Source organism: Dactylosporangium fulvum (assembly GCF_025137375.1).
Lineage (GTDB): Bacteria > Actinomycetota > Actinomycetes > Mycobacteriales > Micromonosporaceae > Dactylosporangium > Dactylosporangium fulvum.
The window spans coordinates 3,553,651-3,571,775 of record NZ_CP073720.1; the positions used below are offsets into that span (position 1 = coordinate 3,553,651).

Genomic DNA, 18,125 nt, shown 5'->3' on the forward strand with positions numbered 1-18,125 from the left:
CCGGCGACAGGATCGGTGCCACACCCAGAACGAAGGGAATCGTCATGACCGTCCATCTTCTGTCCGCCGCATCCGCTGTCGGCGCCGGGACCCTGACCCTCGACCGAGCGGCGGCCACCGCCGCGGCGCTCGCCGCACTGGTCGGGGTGATCATCGGCGGCCTCGCGCTCGCCCGCCCGACCAGCCGCATTGGCAGGCGCGGTGCGACTGCTGCTCTGGCCGCTGGGCTCGTCGGTGCGGCGGTCGGTGTGCTGATCCTTGCCACCGCCGATGGCGGCCCCGGCACGGGCAACGGCGTGGTCGGCGGCTACGCGGCCGTGGTGCTGGGACCGGTCGCCGCAGTCCTCGGCGGTCTGCGGTTGGCCAGATCCCGCCGCACCACCTGACCTCCGACGTGTTGCCGCTGCAACGCACGATGCCGACGCGGCTGGCTGCAACCGGCCGAGCGACAGCTCGGTGAACGCGACGAAAGCATCACGCCAGGGTCGTTGACCGGCCGAGGGCTTAAGCTTGATCACGCAGTTGTCACTCGACGTCCCACGCGTTCTCGCCCGTACCGTCGGCTGCTCCGCCTGCTCAGACTGATGCTTCGATCCCGATGAGGCTCGATCATGAGTCTGGGCATCATCGGTCAGGCGGTCGGCCTGTTCGCCGTCACCAACGTCGACGACATCCTCATTCTCGCGCTGTTCTTCGCCCAGTGCGCCGGGTTCAGGCACGCGACCCGGAACATCGCCGCCGGTCAGTACCTCGGCTTCGCCGCGATCCTTACCGTCGCGGTCGCAGCGGCATTCGGCGCGAACTCCCAGCGGATGCGCAGACGGCGGAACCAGTGCGGCAGCGCGACGGTCTGTTCCACCACCCAGCGGTGAACGCCGAGGCCGGAGCCGTGTTCGACGCCGCGTTGGGCGACGTGGGGTGTGATGCCTTTGGCGCGGACTTGGTCGCGGTAGGTGTCGTAGTCGTAGGCGCGGTCGGCGTACAAGCTGTCCGGGCGTCGGCGTGGGCGGCCGCGTTTGCCTCGAACGGGCGGAATGGCGTCGATCAACGGCATCAGCTGGGTGACGTCGTGCCGGTTGCCGCCGGTCAGGCTGACGGCGAGTGGGATGCCCGCGCCGTCGGTGATGACGTGGTGTTTCGAGCCGGTCTTGGCGCGGTCGACCGGGCTCGGGCCGGTTGTGGGCCGCCCTTCAGGGCCTGGACGTGCGAGCCGTCGATCACCGTCTTGGTCCGACGCCTCGCCCACCCCGCCATTGTCGATACCGACACCTTCAAGCAGGTACAGGCCAAGATCGCCACGAAGGGCGCCTCGACCACCACCGTCAAACCGCGGCGCACCCAACGTCCCTATCTGTTCCGCGGCGCACTCATCTGCGGCATCTGCCAGCGCCGCATGCAAGGCCACTGGCTCCGCGACGCGGACCGCCGGTACATCCTCACGCTCGGGCGATGGTTCGCGCTCGTGGAGTCCTACACGCAACAGCTCGACGCCGACCTGAGCAAGATCGAGGATGTCACCGCTCTGCTGAACCCGCCTGCGTGGCCCGCGAGCTTCCGGGAAGGTCAGTACAACACCCGCTTCCACCGATCCCGGCCCGGCGACACGATCGTGCTGGACACCGTCGACATCAGATCCGAGGACGGCGACGAGATCGAAGCCTGCGATCTGCTCGACCGGTCCGGACGTCTCATCCACATCAAGAACTACAAGAAAAGCCAGACCCTCAGCCACCTCTTCTCCCAAGGGCTGGTCTCAGCGATCTCGCTGCGGCGAGACCCGACCTACCAAGCGAACTTCCGCCGGGTGGTCGAGGGACTCGACCCCGCGTTCACACAGATCGCCGAGCGGGCGCCCGAAGTCGTGGTCTATGCCATCGCCGTGCGCGATCAACGGTCCATCCCAGCCGGCTTGCCAAGCTTCAGCAAGGTCAACCTGCGCGACTTCACCAAGCGAGTCCAGATTGCAGGTGCACGCCCAGCGATCTGCCGGATCCAGATCGTCGACGACAGCGCCGCGTGAGCGAAAGGCCCGGCGGCCGACGTTGCCTCCTCACTCACGCGCGGACGTCTCCGCACGTACGCCGGAAATACCGGATTGATTACCGGACGGCTTGACGTTTTCCCATATGGGAAAATATGGTGGCTGCCGTGGCACGAGCAGCGACGACATCGGACGCTTTCAACGCGATCGCCGAGCCGCAGCGCCGGGACATCCTGGCGCTGCTGCGGGCGGGTGAGCGGCCGGTGACCGACCTGGCCCAGGAGCTGGGGATGAGCCTGCCGGGGGCGTCCAAGCACCTGCGGGTGCTCCGGGAGGTGGGGCTGGTGCGGGTCCGCGGGGCGGGCAAGCAGCGCCTCTACGGCCTGGACGCCCGCGGGCTGCAGCCGGTCCACGAGTGGATCGGCGGGTTCGAGCGGTTCTGGAACGAGAGTTTCGACCGGCTGGACACCTACGTGCAGGACCTCAAGCAGACACGGCAGGAGGAATGACAGATGGCAGGGGCAAGGCAGGAAACGTGGGCGGAGCCGGCGACGGCCGACCGAGAGATCGTGATCTCCCGGGTCATCGACGCCCCGCGGGAGCTGGTGTTCGAGGCGTTCACAGAGGTGCGGCACCTGTCGCGGTGGTGGGGTCCGGAGGGGTTCACCACCACCACGCGGTCCTTCGAATTCCGCGTCGGCGGAGTCTGGGACTTCGTGATGCACGGACCGGACGGGACCGACTACTCCGAGTGGATCACTTGGACCGAGATCGTCCCACCGGAGCGGATCGCGCTGCTGCACGGTGAGTCGCGCGACGATCCGAACGCCTTCGAGTCGGTCCTGGCCTTCGCGCCGGACGGTGCGGGGACCCGGATCGTGATGCGCACGGTGTTCCTCACCAAACAACTGCGCGACGAGGCGGTCGAGAAGTACCACGCGATCGAGGGCGGCCAGCAGACCCTGAGCAGCCTGGCTGCCTACGTCACCGAGATCGTTCGGAAGGGAGCGGAGGGCTGATGGCCGGGAAGGTGTTCTTCAGCGTGTCGATGTCGCTGGACGGGTTCATCGCGCCCGAGTCCTCCGAGGACTTGATGGGCCAGCTATGGATGGAGCTCCAGCAGTGGGCCTTCCCGCAGCGGTTCATCCGGGAGAACCTGAAGCTCGGCGAGGGCGGCGAGGAAGGACGCGACAACGACATCCTGCGGGAGACGTTCGAACGCACCGGTGCGAGCGTGATGGGCAAGCGCATGTTCGACGCCGGCGAGAAGATGTGGCCGGAGGAGGCGCCGTTCCACACGCCGGTGTTCGTCGTGACGCACGAGAAGCGTGACCCCTGGGAGCGGCCGGGTGGGACCACCTTCCACTTCGTCAACGACGGCATCGAGCCCGCGCTCGACCAGGCCCGCGAGGCCGCCGGCGACCGCGACGTCCGCATCGCGGGCGGCGGCGCGACGATCCTGGAGTACGTGAACGCCGGCCTGATCGACGAGTTCTCGATCGCGCTCTCACCCGTGCTGTTCGGCTCCGGAATCCGCCTGTTCGACGGCGTGGACGCGTCAAGGGTCGCGCTGGAGCCGGTCCGTTCGGAGCCGTCGTCGCGGGTGACGCACCTGACCTACGCCGTGCACCCACGGTAGCCGCGCCACCACCCCACCCTAGCGACCCGACTCGCGCTGCGCCCCGGGCTGTTTAGCCGCCAGCTTTAAAGGCGACCTGTTCGCGGGTGGTGCCACCGGCGGTGGGCACCTGTTCAAGCATCGAGCCGGCCGGACGTCCAACGATTGTCCCATCCGTAGGTCCCGATCGCAGGTCGGTCCTCGCGTGGGAGCGCCGGGGTGCGGCTTTTCGCGGCGCGTCGGCGCCCTGAACGGGACTGATCTACTCCAGGCCGTTCGCTCGGATTACGCCGGCGTACCAGCGGGCGCTGCGCTTCGGTGTGCGTCGCTGGGTCGGGTAGTCGACGTAGTAGATGCCGTACCGGACGCCGTAGCCGGAGGCCCATTCGAAGTTGTCCATGAATGACCACGGGAAGAAGCCGATGAGCGGTACGCCGCGGGTGAGCGCGTCGTGGGCAGCGCGGATGTGGCCGTCGAAGAAGGCGATCCGTTCGTCGTCGGCGATCTCGCCGTCGGGGCCGGCGTAGTCGTGCAGGGCCAGGCCGGTCTCGGTGACCACGAGGGGCAGCGGCGTGTACTCCTTCGCGACCCGGTCGAGGATCTCGGCGAGCCCTTCGGGGTGGATGCCGATGTCGGTCACGGTTGGGTGCTCGGGCGGGACCCGCCGCCAGCCGCGGACCGGGTCGGCCGGGTCGGCGGCGACGTGGTGGCGCTCGTAGTAGTTGACGCCGAAGAAGTCCAGGGGGGCCGCGATGAGCTGGAGGTCGCCGTCGCGGACGAAGCCGAAGTCGGTGACCGGCGCGTAGTGGGCGGCGGCGTCCTCGGGGTACGCGGCGCGGAACAGCGGGTCGAGGTACATCCGGTTCTCGTGCAGGTCGAGCCGGCGCGCGGCGGCCACGTCGGCGGGGTCGTCGCTCGCCGGGTGGACCGAGGTCAGGTTGCAGGTGATGCCGACCTGGCCGGTCGCGCCGCCGGCGCGCAGGGCGGCGACCGCCTTGCCGTGTGCCAGCAGCAGGTGGTGTACCGCGGTCACCGCGACCCGTTCGTCCCGCACGCCGGGCGCGTGGCGGCCCTCGAGGTGCCCGACGACGGCCGAGCAGTACGGCTCGTTCAACGTGAGCCAGTACGGCACCCGGTCGCCGAGCCGGCCGTGCACGACCGAGGCGTAGTCGGCGAAGTGCTCGGCGGTGTCGCGGTTGGCCCAGCCGCCGGTGTCCTGCAGGGCCTGCGGCAGGTCCCAGTGGTATAGCGTGAGCATCGGGGTGATCCCGCGCTCCAGCAGGCCGTCGACGAGCCGGTCGTAGAAGTCGAGGCCGGCCGGGTTGACCGGACCGGTGCCGGCCGGGATGACGCGGGGCCAGGCGACCGAGAAGCGGTACGCCCCGACGCCGAGATCCCGCAGCAGGTCGAGGTCCTCGCGCCAGCGGTGGTAGTGGTCGCAGGCGATGTCGCCAGTGTCGCCGCGGAGCACCGCTCCGGGGGTGTGGCTGAAGGTGTCCCAGATGGACGATCCGCGGCCGTCTTCGGCGACGGCGCCCTCGATCTGGTACGCGGCGGTGGCCGCACCCCACAGAAAACCGTCGGGAAAACGTACGGAAGGCTCGGGCATGGTGGTTCCTTGTGTTCGCAGGGATGGGCTGACTAGTCGGCGGCGCCGCGGGCGAGGCGCCGGCGGCGGCTCACCGCGTCGAGCACGACGGCGACGACGAGGATGACGCCAGTGGCGACGTTTTTCACGGCGGCCGACTCGCCCAGCAGGTCGAGGCCGTTCTGCACGCTGCCGACGACGAGCGCGCCGAGGATCGCGTGGTAGATCCGGCCGCGGCCGCCGAAGAGGCTGGTCCCGCCGATCACGGCCGCCGCGATCGCGTTGAGCTGCAGGGTCCCGCCGCCGAGCGCGTTAGAGGCGGAGAACTGCCGGGATGCTTCGACGACGCCGGCCAGGGCGGCGATCGCGGAGACGAGCACGAAGACGATGACGACGGTCCGGGCGACCGGGATGCCGGCGCGGCGGGCCGCCTCCCGGTTGCCGCCGATCGCGGTGACGTGCCGGCCGAAGGTGGTCCCGGTCATCAGCACGCCCGCCCCGCCCGCCAGGGCCAGCAGGAGCACGAAGACCCAGGGGATGCCGAAATACGAGTTCAGCAGCCACGTGACCGCGACAACGAGGACCGCCACACCGGACACCGCGATGGCCTCGGTGAGGCGCGTCGGGTTGGCCAGGCCGTGCCGGGCGCGGCGGGCGCGCCGCAGTGCCCGCAGGCCCGCGTAGCCCGCGACGACGAGCAGCGCGAGCACCCACCCGAAGGCCGGCACGACGTAGCTCGACGCGATCGACCGGATCGCGGTGTCCCGGATCGGGATCTGCCCGCCGTCGCCGACCAGGGCGAGCTGGGCACCCTGCCAGACGAGCAGGCCGGCGAGCGTGATGATGAACGACGGGATCGCCGCCGAGGTGATGACCAGGCCATGCACGAGGCCGACCGCGGCGCCGGTGAGCAGGGCCGCGGTCACGGCGAGCCAGGCGGGCGCACCGTGGTCGGCGATCAGCCGGGCCAGGACCGCTGCGCTGACGCCGGCGACGGCACCGACCGACAGGTCGATCTCGCCGAGGATGAGCACCATCACCATGCCGACCGCGAGCGTGCCGAGCACCGCGATCTGCAGCAGGAGGTTGGACAGGTTCCGCGCGGACAGGAAGTTGTCGTTGAGGGCCTGGAAGAGGCCCCAGACCAGGACCAGTCCGACCAGGACGGTGGTGGTTCCGGTCAGCCGGACGGCTGGCCTGCGCACAACGCTCACAGGCGTTCGTCCTTCCGCTCGCGGCTGCCGGTGATGGCGGCGACCACGTCGTCGGTGGTGTCGCGGCCGGGCCGGAACTCGCCGGCGTTGCGGCCGAGCCGGAGCACGGTGATCCGGTCGGCGACCGCGAAGACGTCGGCCATGTTGTGCGAGATGACCGCGACGGCCAGGCCGCGGTCGCGCAGGCGGCGGATGAGGTCGTACACCATGGCCGTCTGCGCCACTCCGAGCGCGGCGGTGGGCTCGTCGAGCAGCACGATCCGGGAGCCCCACAGCGCGGCCCGGCTGACCGCGATGGCCTGGCGCTGACCGCCGGACAGCGCCGCGACCGGCTTGTCGAGGTCCGGCAGGTGCGCCGCCAGGTCGGCGACGACCGCGGCGGCGTGCGCCTGCATCGCCTCCCGGTCCAGCAGTAGCGAACCCCGGCGCCGCCGCTCCCGGCCGAGGTACAGGTTGGCGGTCACGTCGAGGTTGTCGCACAGCGCCAGGTCCTGGTAGACGGTCTCGATGCCCAGCGCCGAGGCCTCCGCCGGCGAGCCGATGGTGACCGGCTCGCCATCGAGCAGGATCTGTCCCGCGTCGATGCGGTGGGTGCCGGCGATCGCCTTGACGAGGGTGGACTTGCCGGCCCCGTTGTCGCCGACCAGGGCCACCACCTCGCCGGCGGTGGCCGTGAAGTCGACGTCGGTGAGCGCCGCGACCTGCCCGTACCGCTTGACGACGCCGCGGAGCTCGAGGGTCGGGGGGCTCACAGGCTGCACTTGTCGGCCGCCAGTCCCGCGCAGATCTTGTCTTTCGTGGTGTACCCGTCCTTGATGACCACGTCGGCGATGTTCTCCCGGGTGACGGCCACCGGGTCGAGCAGTACGGCCGGGACCTTGCCGGTGCCGTTGTCGACGGTGCTGGTGGTCAGCTGCGCGGCGCCGGCGGTGTCGCCCTTGGCCAGCGCCACCGCGATCTTCGCGGCCGCCGTCGCCTCGGCACGGATCGACTTGTAGACCGTCATCGACTGGTTGCCGGCCATGATGTTGCCGAGCCCGGCGTCGGTCGCGTCCTGGCCGGTCACCAGGACCTTGCCGTTGAGCTTGCGGGCGGTGAGCGCGGTGATGACCGCGTTGGCCAGGCCGTCGTTGGGCGCGATCACGCCCTGCACGTCGTCGTTGAGCTTGGTCAGTCCCTGCTCCATCGCCGCCTGGCCCTTGGCCGGGTCGAAGCCGGGGGTGTCGGACTCGTATCCGAGCTTGAGCCGGCCGGACTGGAACGCCGGGTCGAGGACCTTGTGCGCACCGGCCTTGAACGCCCGGCCCGGCGCCGACGTGATGTCCCCGTTGATCATCGCGACCGTGGCGCCCGGCGGTAGCTTGTCCAGCAGGTACTGGCCCTGCAACTCGCCGACCTTCTCGTTCTGGAAGGAGACGTAGGCGGCGGGCACCGCACCCTCGATCGCCCCGTCGTAGGCGACGACCTTGGCGCCGGCGGCGTCGGCCTTGGCCACGATCGCCGCGCCGGCCTCGGCGGTGAACGGGCTGACCACGATCACCTTGGCGCCGTTGGTCAGCGCGGACTCGGCCTGCTGTAGCTGGACGGCGGCGTCGCCTTGGGCGTTGTTGGCGATCACCTTGATGCTGGGGTCGATGGCCTTCACAGCCTCCTCGAAGTACGGCTTGTCCTTGCTCTCGAAGCGGTCGGCGCAGGTCGAGCAGGGCATCAGAAACGCGATGGAGAGGTCCTTGGTGGGCCCGCCCGGCTGGTCAGCGGCCGGTGATCCCTGCGTGCAGGCGGTGGTGGCCAGGGCTAACGCCAGGGCGGCGGGGGCGAGCAGTCGTCGCAGCATGGGGTGTCCTTTCGGCAGATGTGCGGGTGTGTTTCACCGCGCCACCGGTTCGGCCAGCGGCGGGCGGGGGGTGTGTGCTGTTCAGGCGGTGAGGGTCAGGCGCTCGACGCCGGCGCCGGACTCGATGAGCTGGCTGATCGGCAGCGTGGCCGCGCCGAGGGCGGCCGCCTCGGGACCGAGCTGGGAGCGCACGAGGACGACCTCGCTGCCCGGCTGGTCGAGGGCGAAGGCGCGCACGGCGGCCTGCAGGTCGCCGAGCAGCTCGGCGGCGATCCGGTCGCCGAACCAGCCGCCGACGATGATCTTCTCCGGGTTGTACAGGTTGACCAGGTTCGACAGGGCGAGCCCCAGATGCCGGACCAGGCCGTCGATCGCCCGCTGCGCGGCGGGATCGCCGTCGCGCCAGGTGGTGAGGATCGCCTCGACGCCCTCGGTCTCGCGGCCGAGCCACGACTCGTCGGGCCCCCGCCACTGGTTCAGCACGGCCGACGCGCCGACGAAGGTCTCGACGCACCCGGCGCGCCCGCACCGGCAGTGCGGGCCGTCCAGGCTGATCTTCGTGTGGCCCCACTCGCCGGCGCTGCTAGACGAGCCGCGGTAGAGCCGACCGTCGGTGATGATCCCAGCCCCGGCGCCCTCACCGATCAGCACCATGACCGCGTGGTCAGCGTCGCGGGCCGCGCCATACCATGCCTCGGCCTGGGTGGTCGACTTGGCGCCGTTGTCGATGTAGGCCGGGATGCCGAGGTGGTCGCCGAACCCGGCGAAGTCGACGCCGTGCCAGCCGACGACCTCGGCGTGCACCAGCTGCCGGTCCTCCTCCACGATGCCCGGCACACCGAGCCCGAGGCCGACCACCCGCCGACTGTCCACGCCGAGCTCGGCCAGCATCGAGACGACCTGGTCGGTGATCGCCGTGCTGGCCTCGCCGACCTCGATGCGGCGACCCTTGAAGGGGTACACGCGGGTCGCGAGCCGGTTGAGGCCGAGGTCGAAGACGTCGACGCCGATCTGGGTCTCGCCGACGTCCGCGCCGATGACCAGCCCGGCGTCGTGGGCGATCCGCACGATTGCGCGGCGCCGGCCGCCCTCGGAGTCGAGGAATCCCTCCTCGCGCACGGTGCCCTCGGCAAGAAGCTCGTTCATCAGGTTGGTCACGGTGGCGGCCGACAGGCCGGTCGCCGCCCCCACCTCGCTGCGCGACGTGGGGCCGTTGAGCCAGACATGCCGCAGGATCAACGCGCGATTACGCCGCCGCACGTCCCTGACCGAAGCCTTCTTCGCCACCAGCTCTCCAACCCTTAGTTCAATGTTTGTTTTATAGTCTGAAAAAAGTGCCGGCACAAGTCCTCGGGCTCGTTGATCCAGGCGGGTTGTGTAACGGCGGGGGCGGTTGACGGCTGAGGCGGAGCCCTTCCCGCTGCCGGCGCGAGTGCCGGCAGCGGGCCTGCCCGATCTTCCCGGTCGCCGGTCAGGGCTGGATGTCGTCCAGGCCCTCCGGAGGGAACTCTCCGGCCGGCGAGTGGGAGCTCGATGAGCACGGAGAGTTACTTCTTTGCGAGCGGTGGGTTCGCCGGTGAGGGCGGCAGTTGCGGTTTGGTCCGACCCTGATCCTGCTCCGTGACCGCACACCGGCATCAGCACGTCCGGACATCGGCTACTTCAGTTGCTGGAAGTCGCGATGGATCGGATCGCGGCTGCGTCTTCCCTGGCCAGCCAGGTGTCGAAATCCATCAGGCCCGGGTACAGAGCGCGCAGCGCTGGAATGTCGGCCCGGTATCCCTGTTCGTTGAACCACTCGTGCGCGATCGCGGCGTGCCCGTTGCGCTCGCGGATCTGCTCTATCGGGATCTGCATGTATGGCAGGGGTCGGCCGATCGCCTGCGAGATCGCGGCGGCGATCCGGACCGGCGTGAGCTCGTCCCCGGCGATCTCGAGCGCCTGTCCAAGGTAGCGGTCGGGTTCGGCGAATGCGAGCGCGGCGAACGCGCCGACGTCGTGCACGGCGATGATCTGCTGGGGTACCGCGGCCTTGAGCGCGCTCGACAACGTGCCGTTGCGCAGGTAGTAGCCGCCGGTGAAGTTCTCCATGAAAGACACCGGCCGCAGTACCGTCGCGGGCAGCCCGAGCCTCTGGATGTGCTGTTCGATCCGCCATTTGCTGTCGTGGTTACGGGGTATGACGCCGGTGCGCCGGTCCGCACCTCCCACCGAGGAGAACACGAAGTGCCCGACGTGGGCGGCGTGCGCGGCTTCGGCCACGTTGACACCCCAGCGGACCTCGTCATTCGCAGTGAAGGCGGCCCCGGTGCTGGGGGAACCGACCGTGGGCTGGACGCTGAACACCCCGTACACGTCGCGCATCGCGGCCGCCAGCGAAGCGGTGTCTTCCATGTCGCCGCGGACCAGCCGCGCGCCCGCTGCCGCTAACCGGCTGGCTGGCGCAGCATGGGTGTCCCGAACCAGGGCCCGCACCTGCCAGCCGTCGGCGAGCAGGTGACGTGCTGCGGCGCCACCCTGCTTTCCGGTCGCCCCTACCACCAGGACGGGCTTGTCCGCCTTGTCCATGCGTACCTCCCGCTGACCGAGTCACCGCATAAACGGGAGGCCCTCCCGGTTACGCTGGATACGATACGGGAGGCCATCCCACTTAGCCAAGGGAGCGCAGATCGTGGCGGCCCGCACACCTCCGACATCGACGCGCCTCGCCATGCGTGCCGACGCCCAGCGCAACTACCAGAGGCTGCTTGCCGCGGCAAGCGTCACGGTCGCGGAGCAGGGGGCCGAGGCGTCCATGGAGGAGATCGCCCGGCGTGCCGGCCTCGGTTCCACCACCCTGCATCGACACTTCCCCACCCGGCAGGCCATGCTGGAAGCGGTCTTCCAAGATCGGATCGAGTCCCTGTGCGCCAAAGCACGCGAACTGCTCACCGATCCGGCGCCGGACGCCGCCCTGATCACCTGGCTTCGCGCCTTCGTCGCACACGCTGCGACCCAGCGCGGCCTGGCCGCCGCGCTCACCACGGCTGACGGAGGCGAGGAGCCGCCGCAGGACGAGACCTGCCGCACGATGATTCGGGCCGCGGGAGCCAAGCTGCTGGCCCGCGCCCAGCAAGCCGGCTCCGTCCGCCGTGACCTCACCATCGGTACGCTGCTCACGCTGGTCAACGCGATAGCCCTGATCACCGAACGGCGACCGGACGGCGCCGAGCAAGCCGACCAGCTTCTCGATGTCGTCATCGGCGGCATCCATCGCGAAACCAGCACGGGCCGATCGCCGCGAGCCGCCCACCGGCAGCGGCCTGCCTGAGCCGGTACCGTCGGCGGGCGGTCAGCCGCCGGGAAGCGCGCGGAGCGGGCACGATCTACTGCACGTTCCACCCCACGCACCGGCGAAGGTTCTGCCAAAACCGGTCCAGCAGCCGCGGGAAACTGATCGCGTCCCACGCCGCCCGCCGATAGTCATACGCGCGTACGACGCAAGGTCGGGAACACTCCTGGGCATTACGAGCCGCTGGCCGGCCCGGCCCGGGCGGGCTGTTCGCCGAGTTGGGTGAGAAGCCGTTCGACCTGCCGGTGGCTGGTCAGCTCGATGAGCACGGCGTGGCCGCCGTGGTCGGCGATGCACCGGCGCACCACCGTGCGGGCGTCGAGGTGTGTGCCGGGCAGGTCGAGCAGGCGTCCGAGCCGGTTGGCCAGGACGGTCGTGCCGGCCCCGCCCGCGCCGATGATCGCGATGCTGCCGCACGCTGTCAGCCCCTGCCCGGCCGTGCCGGGGCGGGCCAGTCGGCCGCCGCGTAGATCTGGCCTGACCGGAACAGGTCGATCCCGATCTCGGTGTACCGCAGTAACGGCGCCGGTAGCGCGTCCAGCGGCGCCCACCGCAGCTCACGGCACTTGTCAGGTTCGGCAATGATCGGTTCGCCGTGCCGGGCGGCGCGACCGGGCCGCAGCCCTGGTGGGTTCGGCTGCTACCGCTCGCCGCCGCGGCGGCGAGCGCGCCGGTCGCCGCTAGCGCCGCGCCGCGCTTCGTCTTCTCCGGCGGCTACTACGACGCAGCCGCAACGGCAATGCCGGCCGCTGCGGTGACACTGCTGATCGGCGGGGCGCTGCTCGCGCTCGGCCTGGCCGCCCGGCACGACTACCGCGGCGTCTGGGCGCTGCTGATCCTGCTCCCGCCGATCGGAATGCTGGCATTGAACTCGCTCGGTGCGATGCTCGACGACAGCGGCCCCGGCAGGCCCGTCACCCCGCCGTGGTCATCCATGGCGGCCGCGTCAGTGCTGGTATTGACGGTCGGCCTGGTTTCGATGCCGCTGGCCCTCGCGGCGCGGGGCCGACTGCCGTCAGGTGGCCGACCGTTCCACACCGACGCGGGTCGTTGCCCAACCTGCGGCGCGCCCTCAGAGTCGGCGTAATACGCCAGCTCCGGCGCCGGACGGCGGTCCCGAACCACGACCGAGGCGCGGATTCGCGACTCAACGCCGACCGAGTACACGCATATCGGCTAATTAGCGCTGTCCGGCGCGGCCGCGGTGACACCGTGGGATCCGAACCTTGGCTGCAGCGATGGACCGGCACGGCGTCGCCGTGCATGAGGAAGCGTTGCTGCCAAAGCTATTGGCGGATCTTGCCCGGTGAAGTTGCCGATGGTGGCTCCTTTCATGACGGAAGCCGGGTTGACGCGGCTTGTCGGCCAGGCGGTGTTCAAGTCGGCAATGCACCACCCAGAGTTCAGCCCAACGGGTGACAGTCCGGGCGCTCGCACTACCTGTGCGTCATGGCGTGCGCCGATCGGGTCTGAATCGGCAGCGCAGTATCTTTGCCCGTCGATCGGAGCGGCCGATGGCCGACCTTGCAGTACGCAGCGAGTCCGACCTGTTGACCCACTGGGTGAGTCAGTCCCGGGCGGTGAAGAGGTCGCGTCGCCGACGGCCTGACGAGCTCGGGACGTTGCGGTTCGCCTTCTACGGTCGGGTGTCCACGGCCGACTTCCAGGAGCGGCATTCGTCGTGGCGGTGGCAGCGGGATGTCGCGGAGGATCTTGTCGACGGTCACGGCCGGATCGTCGCCGACTACTTCGACGCCGACCGGAGCCGACGGCTGCCGTGGCGGGACCGGCCGCAGGCGGCGTTGCTCCTCGCGGCGGTCGTCGACCCGGACCGCGACTTCGACGCGGTTGTGGTGGGGGAGTATGAGCGGGCGTTCTACGGCGATCAGGTGCTGTCGTTGCTGCCGCTGTTCGAGGCGTATGGCGTGCAGTTGTGGCTGCCGGAGGCGCACGGCCCGGTCGATCCTGCTGAGCCGGCGCATCGGGCGTTGTTGATGCTGCTCGGGGCGCAGTCGAAGCGGGAGGTGTTGCGGGCGCGTTCGCGGGCCCTGGCGGCGATGCGGGCGCAGATCCGGGATGAGGGCCGGTTCCTTGGTGGCCGTCCGTTGTATGGGTACCGGCTCGTGGACGCCGGCCCTCATCCGAACCCGATGCATGCGAAGTGGGGCCGGCGGCTGCAGCGGTATGGCGAGGATCCGGTGACCGCGCCGACGGTGCGACGGATCTTCGCGGAGCGGCTGCGGGGTCGCAGCGTCTCGCGGATCGCCGCGATACTGAACGCGGACGGGGTGCCGAGCCCGTCGCAGGCCGATCGCGGCCGGAACCGCCATCGGGCCGGCTGCGGGTGGGGTTTGACGACGGTGCAGGCGATCCTGGCGAACGTGAAGTACACCGGGCGGCTGGTCTGGAACCGGCAGCCCGCCCGTCACACGCCGGCGCATCTTCCTGGGCCGTTCAAGACACAGCGGTGGGCGAGGACGAGCGAATGGGTCATCTCCAAACAGATGGTCCATCCGGCGTTGGTGTCCGAGGCCGACTTCATCGCGGCGCAGGAGATCACCGCGCTGCCTGCCCCGGCGTGTGGCGGCGTCCGGAGTTATCAGCTGGTCGGCTTGCTGCGCTGTGGACTGTGCCGCCGACGGCTGGAGTCCTGTTGGTCGCACGGCCGGCCGGCGTACCGATGCCAGCACGGTCATTCCAGCGCACGGCCGCGAGGGCCCGACAGGATACGAAACCTCTACGTCCGTGAGGATCGGATGATCGTGGTCCTTCGCGCGCTGCTGCACGAGGAGAATGTAGATCTGGTAGGTCAACCGGTCTGGATGATCGATCGCTATCTCCGTGAGCACAGGCTCGTGGTGATGTGCAGCGAAGCTGCCTGCATGATTCAGGCAGAATTTCCGAATTGACCCGCCTGCGCCGGAAATGTCTCGGCGCAGGGATTAACGTGTCGAAGGATCTTGACCCAGAAAGCCGGCACACGCCGGAAGCGTGTGCACATGCCGATAGCGTAGCCAGCTCAGCGTACGGTCTCAACCGGCATTGATGGGAGTCCTCGGAAGAGTGAATCGGCAGGGTGGCTTCATCGGTAAGAACGGACCCGGATGCGCGTGAGTTCTGGGACCAGGCAGGCCACCTCTCCTTGATCATTGTCCGCCGGTTTGGGCCTACCTCGCAGCGCGCTACGGCGGCGGGAAGGGTTCAGAACGGCAAGGCGCATGGTGATCTGCTGTTGGACGTCGAGCGGACGGGGGCAGGAAGCCGGGGCATCGCGACTGGCGGCGGTGAGGCACCGATGCACTCTGCGTGGCGGGCCCGGTGGTTCAGGTGGTATCCGGATCTGTTTGACATGCAGATGATCGTGTGCCCGGCGCCTGGGTTTCACTGGCCGCCACGCAGATCTCTGCCCGCCGGCAAGCGCGAGCGATGCCGCTCGCCAGCACCGGCTGGCTGAACGCTTTCTGGACTGGTCGCCCGTGCTGGTCACCCATATGCGTCCGACGCGTAGGAAGGGGGAGGTTGCGCGAGATCACCGAAGCCTGGGGAACCGCAAGAGTACGTCTGCGTCGCCGAGGCTCGAGCCGCGGCGTGATGGCGGGGCTCGGGGTAGCGTGGAAGTATCCGATCGTTCGGAGGAACTATGCCGAAGCGGGTGGAACTCTTGGTGATCGGTGCGGGACCGTACGCGTACTCGGCCGCCGCCTTTGCTCGTGACAACGGAATCGATACTCACATCATCGGCCATTCGATGGCCTTCTGGCGTGAGCAGATGCCGGCTGACATGTTCTTGCGCTCGGGTCCTGACTGGCACCTCGACGCGGGTGGCAACTACACCTTCAAGGCCTTCTTCGAGGACCGAGGGATGCGACCCGAGGACTTCGACCCAATTCCGATCGCTATCTTCATCGACTACGCGGAGTGGTTCCGTCAGCGCACGTCGCTCGAAGTCGACGAACGGATGGTCACCGACCTAACTAAACCGAGCGGGATCTTTCTCGCAAACCTGGACGACGGCTCGACGATCACAGCGGAAAAGGTTATTGCCGTCCCGGGCATGTGCTACTTCGCCAACCTCCCGCACTGGCACGAGGACGTACCGCCGACACTCCGATCACATACCAGCGAGCTTGTCACCTTCGAGGATCTCGCCGCCGCCCGTGTCGCCATTGTCGGAGGGCGGCAGAGCGCCTACGAGTGGGCAGCGCTGCTGTGCGACCGGCGCGCCGAGCAGGTGCACGTGGTGCATCGCCATCCCATTCCGGAGTTCGCCAAGGTCAGCTGGTCCTTCGTGGACCCATACATCGATCAAACGCTGGCACAGCGGGGATGGTGGCGCCGACTTTCCGCGGAGGAACAACAGAGGATCGCCGGCGAATTCTGGCGAGCTGGCCGCTTCACCCTCGAGCCCTGGCTCGTCCCACGCCTCGCCGCACAGGTTGTCACCAGCCATCCCCACTGCGCGGTCATCGACGTGACGCCCGGTGATCAAGATGTGCGGCTTCAGCTCTCCGATCAGACAACGCTGATCGCGGACCATGTGATCTTCGCATGCGGCTACAAGGCAGACCTGTCTCGCATCCCCTACCTGCGCAGCGTCTCGCACCAGGTGAGGACGACAGATGGTTTCCCCGATCTGACCGAGGGCTTCGAAACATCGCTGGCGGGTCTCTACGTGATCGGCTTCGCCTCTACCCGCGACTTCGGGCCCTTCTACGGTTTTACTAAGGGCTGCCCGTCATCCGCGCGCATCGCAGTCGACGAACTGATGCGCTGCGCCGCTTGATCGACCAGGGCCGAGACGAGTGCTGCGTCGAGCGGACAGACCCATGCCGCCGATCGGGCGCTGCGGCTCGCCATCGATCGTCACGCTTCGTAAACCGCCCGGGCCGGCCCTGACCCACGGTCCGCTGCACGCTCGTAGCCGATGTGCGGGCGCCCCGCTCCTGGGCCGGTGTCGGCGCCACGACCTGATCCGGTTTTTCGTGCTCGTTCTTCGGCGGCGCCACATGTCAGAGAACGAGCACGCGAGGGACAGCAGGATACCTTCGTGGCCGATATATTGTCCGCCATGGACCTACCGCTTAAGGAACCGACGTTTCTCATCCTGACCGCGCTCGCGGCCGGACCGCTACACGGGTATGCGATCATCGGCGAGGTGGCGGCGCTCTCCGGCGGTCGACTCGACCTGCGGCCCGGCACGCTCTACGGCGCACTCGACCGGCTCACCGACGACGGCCTCATCGAGCCGGGCGGCGAGGAGATCGTCGCCGGCCGGCGCCGGCGGTACTACCGGCTGACCGACGCGGGTGACACCACCCTGCGCACGGAGACCGCCCGGCTGCGCGCCAACGTGGCGGCGGCGACAGCCCGGCTGCGGGCCCGCGACGCACGCCCCACCCGCAGGCTCGCCGGAGGATTCGCGTGACCGGCCGGCTGGAGCGGCGCTATCGCATGCTGTTGCGCGTGTACCCCGCCGCCTACCGGGCCGAACGCGGCCAGGAGATCATCGACACCTATCTCGATCTGGCCGCCCCGGGCCGGCGGTGGCCCAGTCCCGCCGACGCCGCCGATCTGGCGCGCGGTGGACTGCGCCAGCATCTGCGCGCGGCCGGTGCGAGCGGCCTGACAACCGCACTGCCGATCGCGGCGACGATCGCCTTGACGCTCAACACGGCGATGGCGGTGTGCTGGTTCGCGTTCGTCGAATCGACCCAGGTGGACTCCAGCGGATTCGACTCCGCACCGCCGCCGTACCGCAGCTTTGGCCCGTTCCTGTCGCCGGGTGTCGTGGTGTGGGCATGCTGGGCACTGGCCGCGCTCGCCGCGATCGCCGGTCGCGCCCGGCCACTGGTCGCACTGGCCCTGGCGGCGACCGTGCTCGTCGCGCCGGTGTCGGCGGCACTCCACCTCGCCCGGCCGCCGCTCATGATCCTGCTGCCGATGACCGCGCTGGGACTGGTCGCGCTGGCGATGCCCCGGCGTCGCAGTGTCACCCCAGCCGTCGTGGGTCTGGCGAGCGCGGCGTACACCTGGCCGGCGATGTTCACCCTGAGCTACAGCCCGGCGGAGTACTACCCGACCGTCGGGCTTTTGTTGCCCGCGGCCGCAGTGCTGGGCCTCGCGAACCTGGGCGTCGGCATCACACTCGCCGTGCGCGGCGACCGCCGGGCGTGGTGGCCGACCCTTATCCTGCTCGGCCCGCTCCTGCTGCTCCTCGTCAACGAACTGGCACTGCTCGCGACCCTGAACAATCGCAGCACCCACGCGTCGATGCCGTCCCTGATCGCGATGACCGTGGCGGTCCTCAGCCTGACAGCACTCGTCCTGCTCGTGACACTGCACGCGCGGCGGCGCCTGCGGTCACGACCGACCCCGCGGGCGATCGACGGTCCCGGCACCGTCTGAGCCCAGGTGCGACAACTCCGCCGATCGTGCAGTTGTGGCGCCACGATTGCGCTCCACCGACGGAGCCGAGCAACCACGACTCCACGATCGCGGTTTGGTCGACACCGCGCGGCCTCCAGGAGGTCCGACCCGTGACCGGTCAGCGGGTAGGCAC

19 protein-coding genes and 2 pseudogenes are annotated in these 18,125 nt (G+C 69.4%); 12 read left to right on the forward strand and 9 right to left on the reverse strand.

Features of this window, described 5'->3' with window-relative positions:
- Nucleotides 1-44 precede the first annotated feature (44 nt).
- On the forward strand, nucleotides 45-386 hold the full coding sequence (locus Dfulv_RS16310) for a DUF6223 family protein (protein WP_259863912.1): 342 nt from the start codon (nucleotides 45-47) through the stop codon (nucleotides 384-386).
- Between the two features lie 225 nt (nucleotides 387-611).
- Nucleotides 612-872 (forward strand): hypothetical protein, encoded by a 261-nt coding sequence (locus Dfulv_RS16315; protein WP_259869907.1) that lies wholly within the window; start codon nucleotides 612-614, stop codon nucleotides 870-872.
- Here Dfulv_RS16315 and Dfulv_RS16320 read toward each other — a convergent pair.
- Nucleotides 803-1,227, reverse strand: a pseudogene (locus Dfulv_RS16320) (transposase); the annotation flags it as partial. The gene Dfulv_RS16315 and the pseudogene Dfulv_RS16320 overlap by 70 nt on opposite strands.
- Nucleotides 1,228-1,393: 166 nt before the next feature.
- Between Dfulv_RS16320 and Dfulv_RS16325 the strand changes: the two are divergent.
- From Dfulv_RS16325 to Dfulv_RS16340, 4 genes are all read left to right on the forward strand, one after another.
- Nucleotides 1,394-2,020: a DUF6119 family protein gene (locus tag Dfulv_RS16325; protein ID WP_259867707.1), complete on the forward strand. Its 627-nt coding sequence runs from the start codon at nucleotides 1,394-1,396 to the stop codon at nucleotides 2,018-2,020.
- 128 nt (nucleotides 2,021-2,148) lie between these two features.
- Nucleotides 2,149-2,490: an ArsR/SmtB family transcription factor gene (locus Dfulv_RS16330; RefSeq protein WP_259863914.1), complete on the forward strand. Its 342-nt coding sequence runs from the start codon at nucleotides 2,149-2,151 to the stop codon at nucleotides 2,488-2,490.
- Nucleotides 2,491-2,493: 3 nt separating this feature from the next.
- Complete coding sequence (locus Dfulv_RS16335; protein WP_259863915.1) at nucleotides 2,494-3,000, forward strand: SRPBCC family protein; 507 nt, start codon at nucleotides 2,494-2,496, stop codon at nucleotides 2,998-3,000.
- Nucleotides 3,000-3,620, forward strand: coding sequence for a dihydrofolate reductase family protein (locus Dfulv_RS16340; protein ID WP_259863917.1), 621 nt, complete (start codon nucleotides 3,000-3,002; stop codon nucleotides 3,618-3,620). The genes Dfulv_RS16335 and Dfulv_RS16340 overlap by 1 nt, the downstream gene beginning before the upstream one ends.
- Nucleotides 3,621-3,861: 241 nt before the next feature.
- Here the strand turns inward: Dfulv_RS16340 and Dfulv_RS16345 are convergent, their stop codons facing one another.
- The 6 genes from Dfulv_RS16345 to Dfulv_RS16370 form a co-directional block, all read right to left on the reverse strand.
- Entirely contained in the window at nucleotides 3,862-5,208 is a 1,347-nt protein-coding gene (locus tag Dfulv_RS16345; RefSeq protein ID WP_259863918.1) for a GH1 family beta-glucosidase, read from the reverse strand.
- Between the two features lie 32 nt (nucleotides 5,209-5,240).
- Nucleotides 5,241-6,401 (reverse strand): sugar ABC transporter permease, encoded by a 1,161-nt coding sequence (locus tag Dfulv_RS16350; RefSeq protein ID WP_259863919.1) that lies wholly within the window; start codon nucleotides 6,399-6,401, stop codon nucleotides 5,241-5,243.
- Complete coding sequence (locus Dfulv_RS16355; protein ID WP_259863920.1) at nucleotides 6,398-7,153, reverse strand: ATP-binding cassette domain-containing protein; 756 nt, start codon at nucleotides 7,151-7,153, stop codon at nucleotides 6,398-6,400. Before Dfulv_RS16355 ends, Dfulv_RS16350 begins: the two co-directional genes overlap by 4 nt.
- Nucleotides 7,150-8,235, reverse strand: coding sequence for a sugar ABC transporter substrate-binding protein (locus tag Dfulv_RS16360; protein ID WP_259863921.1), 1,086 nt, complete (start codon nucleotides 8,233-8,235; stop codon nucleotides 7,150-7,152). Before Dfulv_RS16360 ends, Dfulv_RS16355 begins: the two co-directional genes overlap by 4 nt.
- Before the next feature lie 81 nt (nucleotides 8,236-8,316).
- Nucleotides 8,317-9,522, reverse strand: a complete 1,206-nt coding sequence (locus Dfulv_RS16365; protein ID WP_259863922.1) for an ROK family transcriptional regulator — start codon at nucleotides 9,520-9,522, stop codon at nucleotides 8,317-8,319.
- Between the two features lie 375 nt (nucleotides 9,523-9,897).
- Nucleotides 9,898-10,803, reverse strand: coding sequence for an NmrA/HSCARG family protein (locus Dfulv_RS16370; protein WP_259863924.1), 906 nt, complete (start codon nucleotides 10,801-10,803; stop codon nucleotides 9,898-9,900).
- Nucleotides 10,804-10,906: 103 nt separating this feature from the next.
- Between Dfulv_RS16370 and Dfulv_RS16375 the strand changes: the two genes are divergently transcribed.
- Nucleotides 10,907-11,545: a TetR/AcrR family transcriptional regulator gene (locus tag Dfulv_RS16375; RefSeq protein WP_259863926.1), complete on the forward strand. Its 639-nt coding sequence runs from the start codon at nucleotides 10,907-10,909 to the stop codon at nucleotides 11,543-11,545.
- A gap of 58 nt (nucleotides 11,546-11,603) precedes the next feature.
- Here the strand turns inward: Dfulv_RS16375 and Dfulv_RS48570 are convergent.
- Together Dfulv_RS48570 and Dfulv_RS16380 are read right to left on the reverse strand one after the other, a co-directional pair.
- Nucleotides 11,604-11,702 (reverse strand): annotated as a pseudogene (locus Dfulv_RS48570) (hypothetical protein); the annotation flags it as partial.
- Between the two features lie 37 nt (nucleotides 11,703-11,739).
- A complete protein-coding gene (locus Dfulv_RS16380) occupies nucleotides 11,740-12,117 on the reverse strand; it encodes a hypothetical protein (RefSeq protein ID WP_259863927.1) in 378 nt (125 codons plus the stop codon).
- A 44-nt stretch (nucleotides 12,118-12,161) separates the two neighbouring features.
- Between Dfulv_RS16380 and Dfulv_RS16385 the strand changes: the two genes are divergently transcribed.
- The 5 genes from Dfulv_RS16385 (at nucleotide 12,162) to Dfulv_RS16405 (ending at nucleotide 17,971) form a co-directional block, all read left to right on the forward strand.
- A complete protein-coding gene (locus Dfulv_RS16385) occupies nucleotides 12,162-12,653 on the forward strand; it encodes a hypothetical protein (RefSeq protein ID WP_259863929.1) in 492 nt (163 codons plus the stop codon).
- Between the two features lie 271 nt (nucleotides 12,654-12,924).
- Nucleotides 12,925-14,475 carry a recombinase family protein gene (locus Dfulv_RS16390; protein WP_259863930.1) on the forward strand — a complete coding sequence of 517 codons (1,551 nt, stop codon included), beginning with the start codon at nucleotides 12,925-12,927 and terminating at the stop codon, nucleotides 14,473-14,475.
- Nucleotides 14,476-15,206: 731 nt separating this feature from the next.
- Nucleotides 15,207-16,349, forward strand: a complete 1,143-nt coding sequence (locus Dfulv_RS16395) for an NAD(P)-binding domain-containing protein (RefSeq protein WP_259863931.1) — start codon at nucleotides 15,207-15,209, stop codon at nucleotides 16,347-16,349.
- A 285-nt stretch (nucleotides 16,350-16,634) separates the two neighbouring features.
- Entirely contained in the window at nucleotides 16,635-16,991 is a 357-nt protein-coding gene (locus Dfulv_RS16400) for a PadR family transcriptional regulator (protein WP_259863932.1), read from the forward strand.
- Nucleotides 16,988-17,971, forward strand: a complete 984-nt coding sequence (locus Dfulv_RS16405) for a hypothetical protein (protein WP_259863934.1) — start codon at nucleotides 16,988-16,990, stop codon at nucleotides 17,969-17,971. Before Dfulv_RS16400 ends, Dfulv_RS16405 begins: the two co-directional genes overlap by 4 nt.
- Nucleotides 17,972-18,125 lie beyond the last annotated feature (154 nt).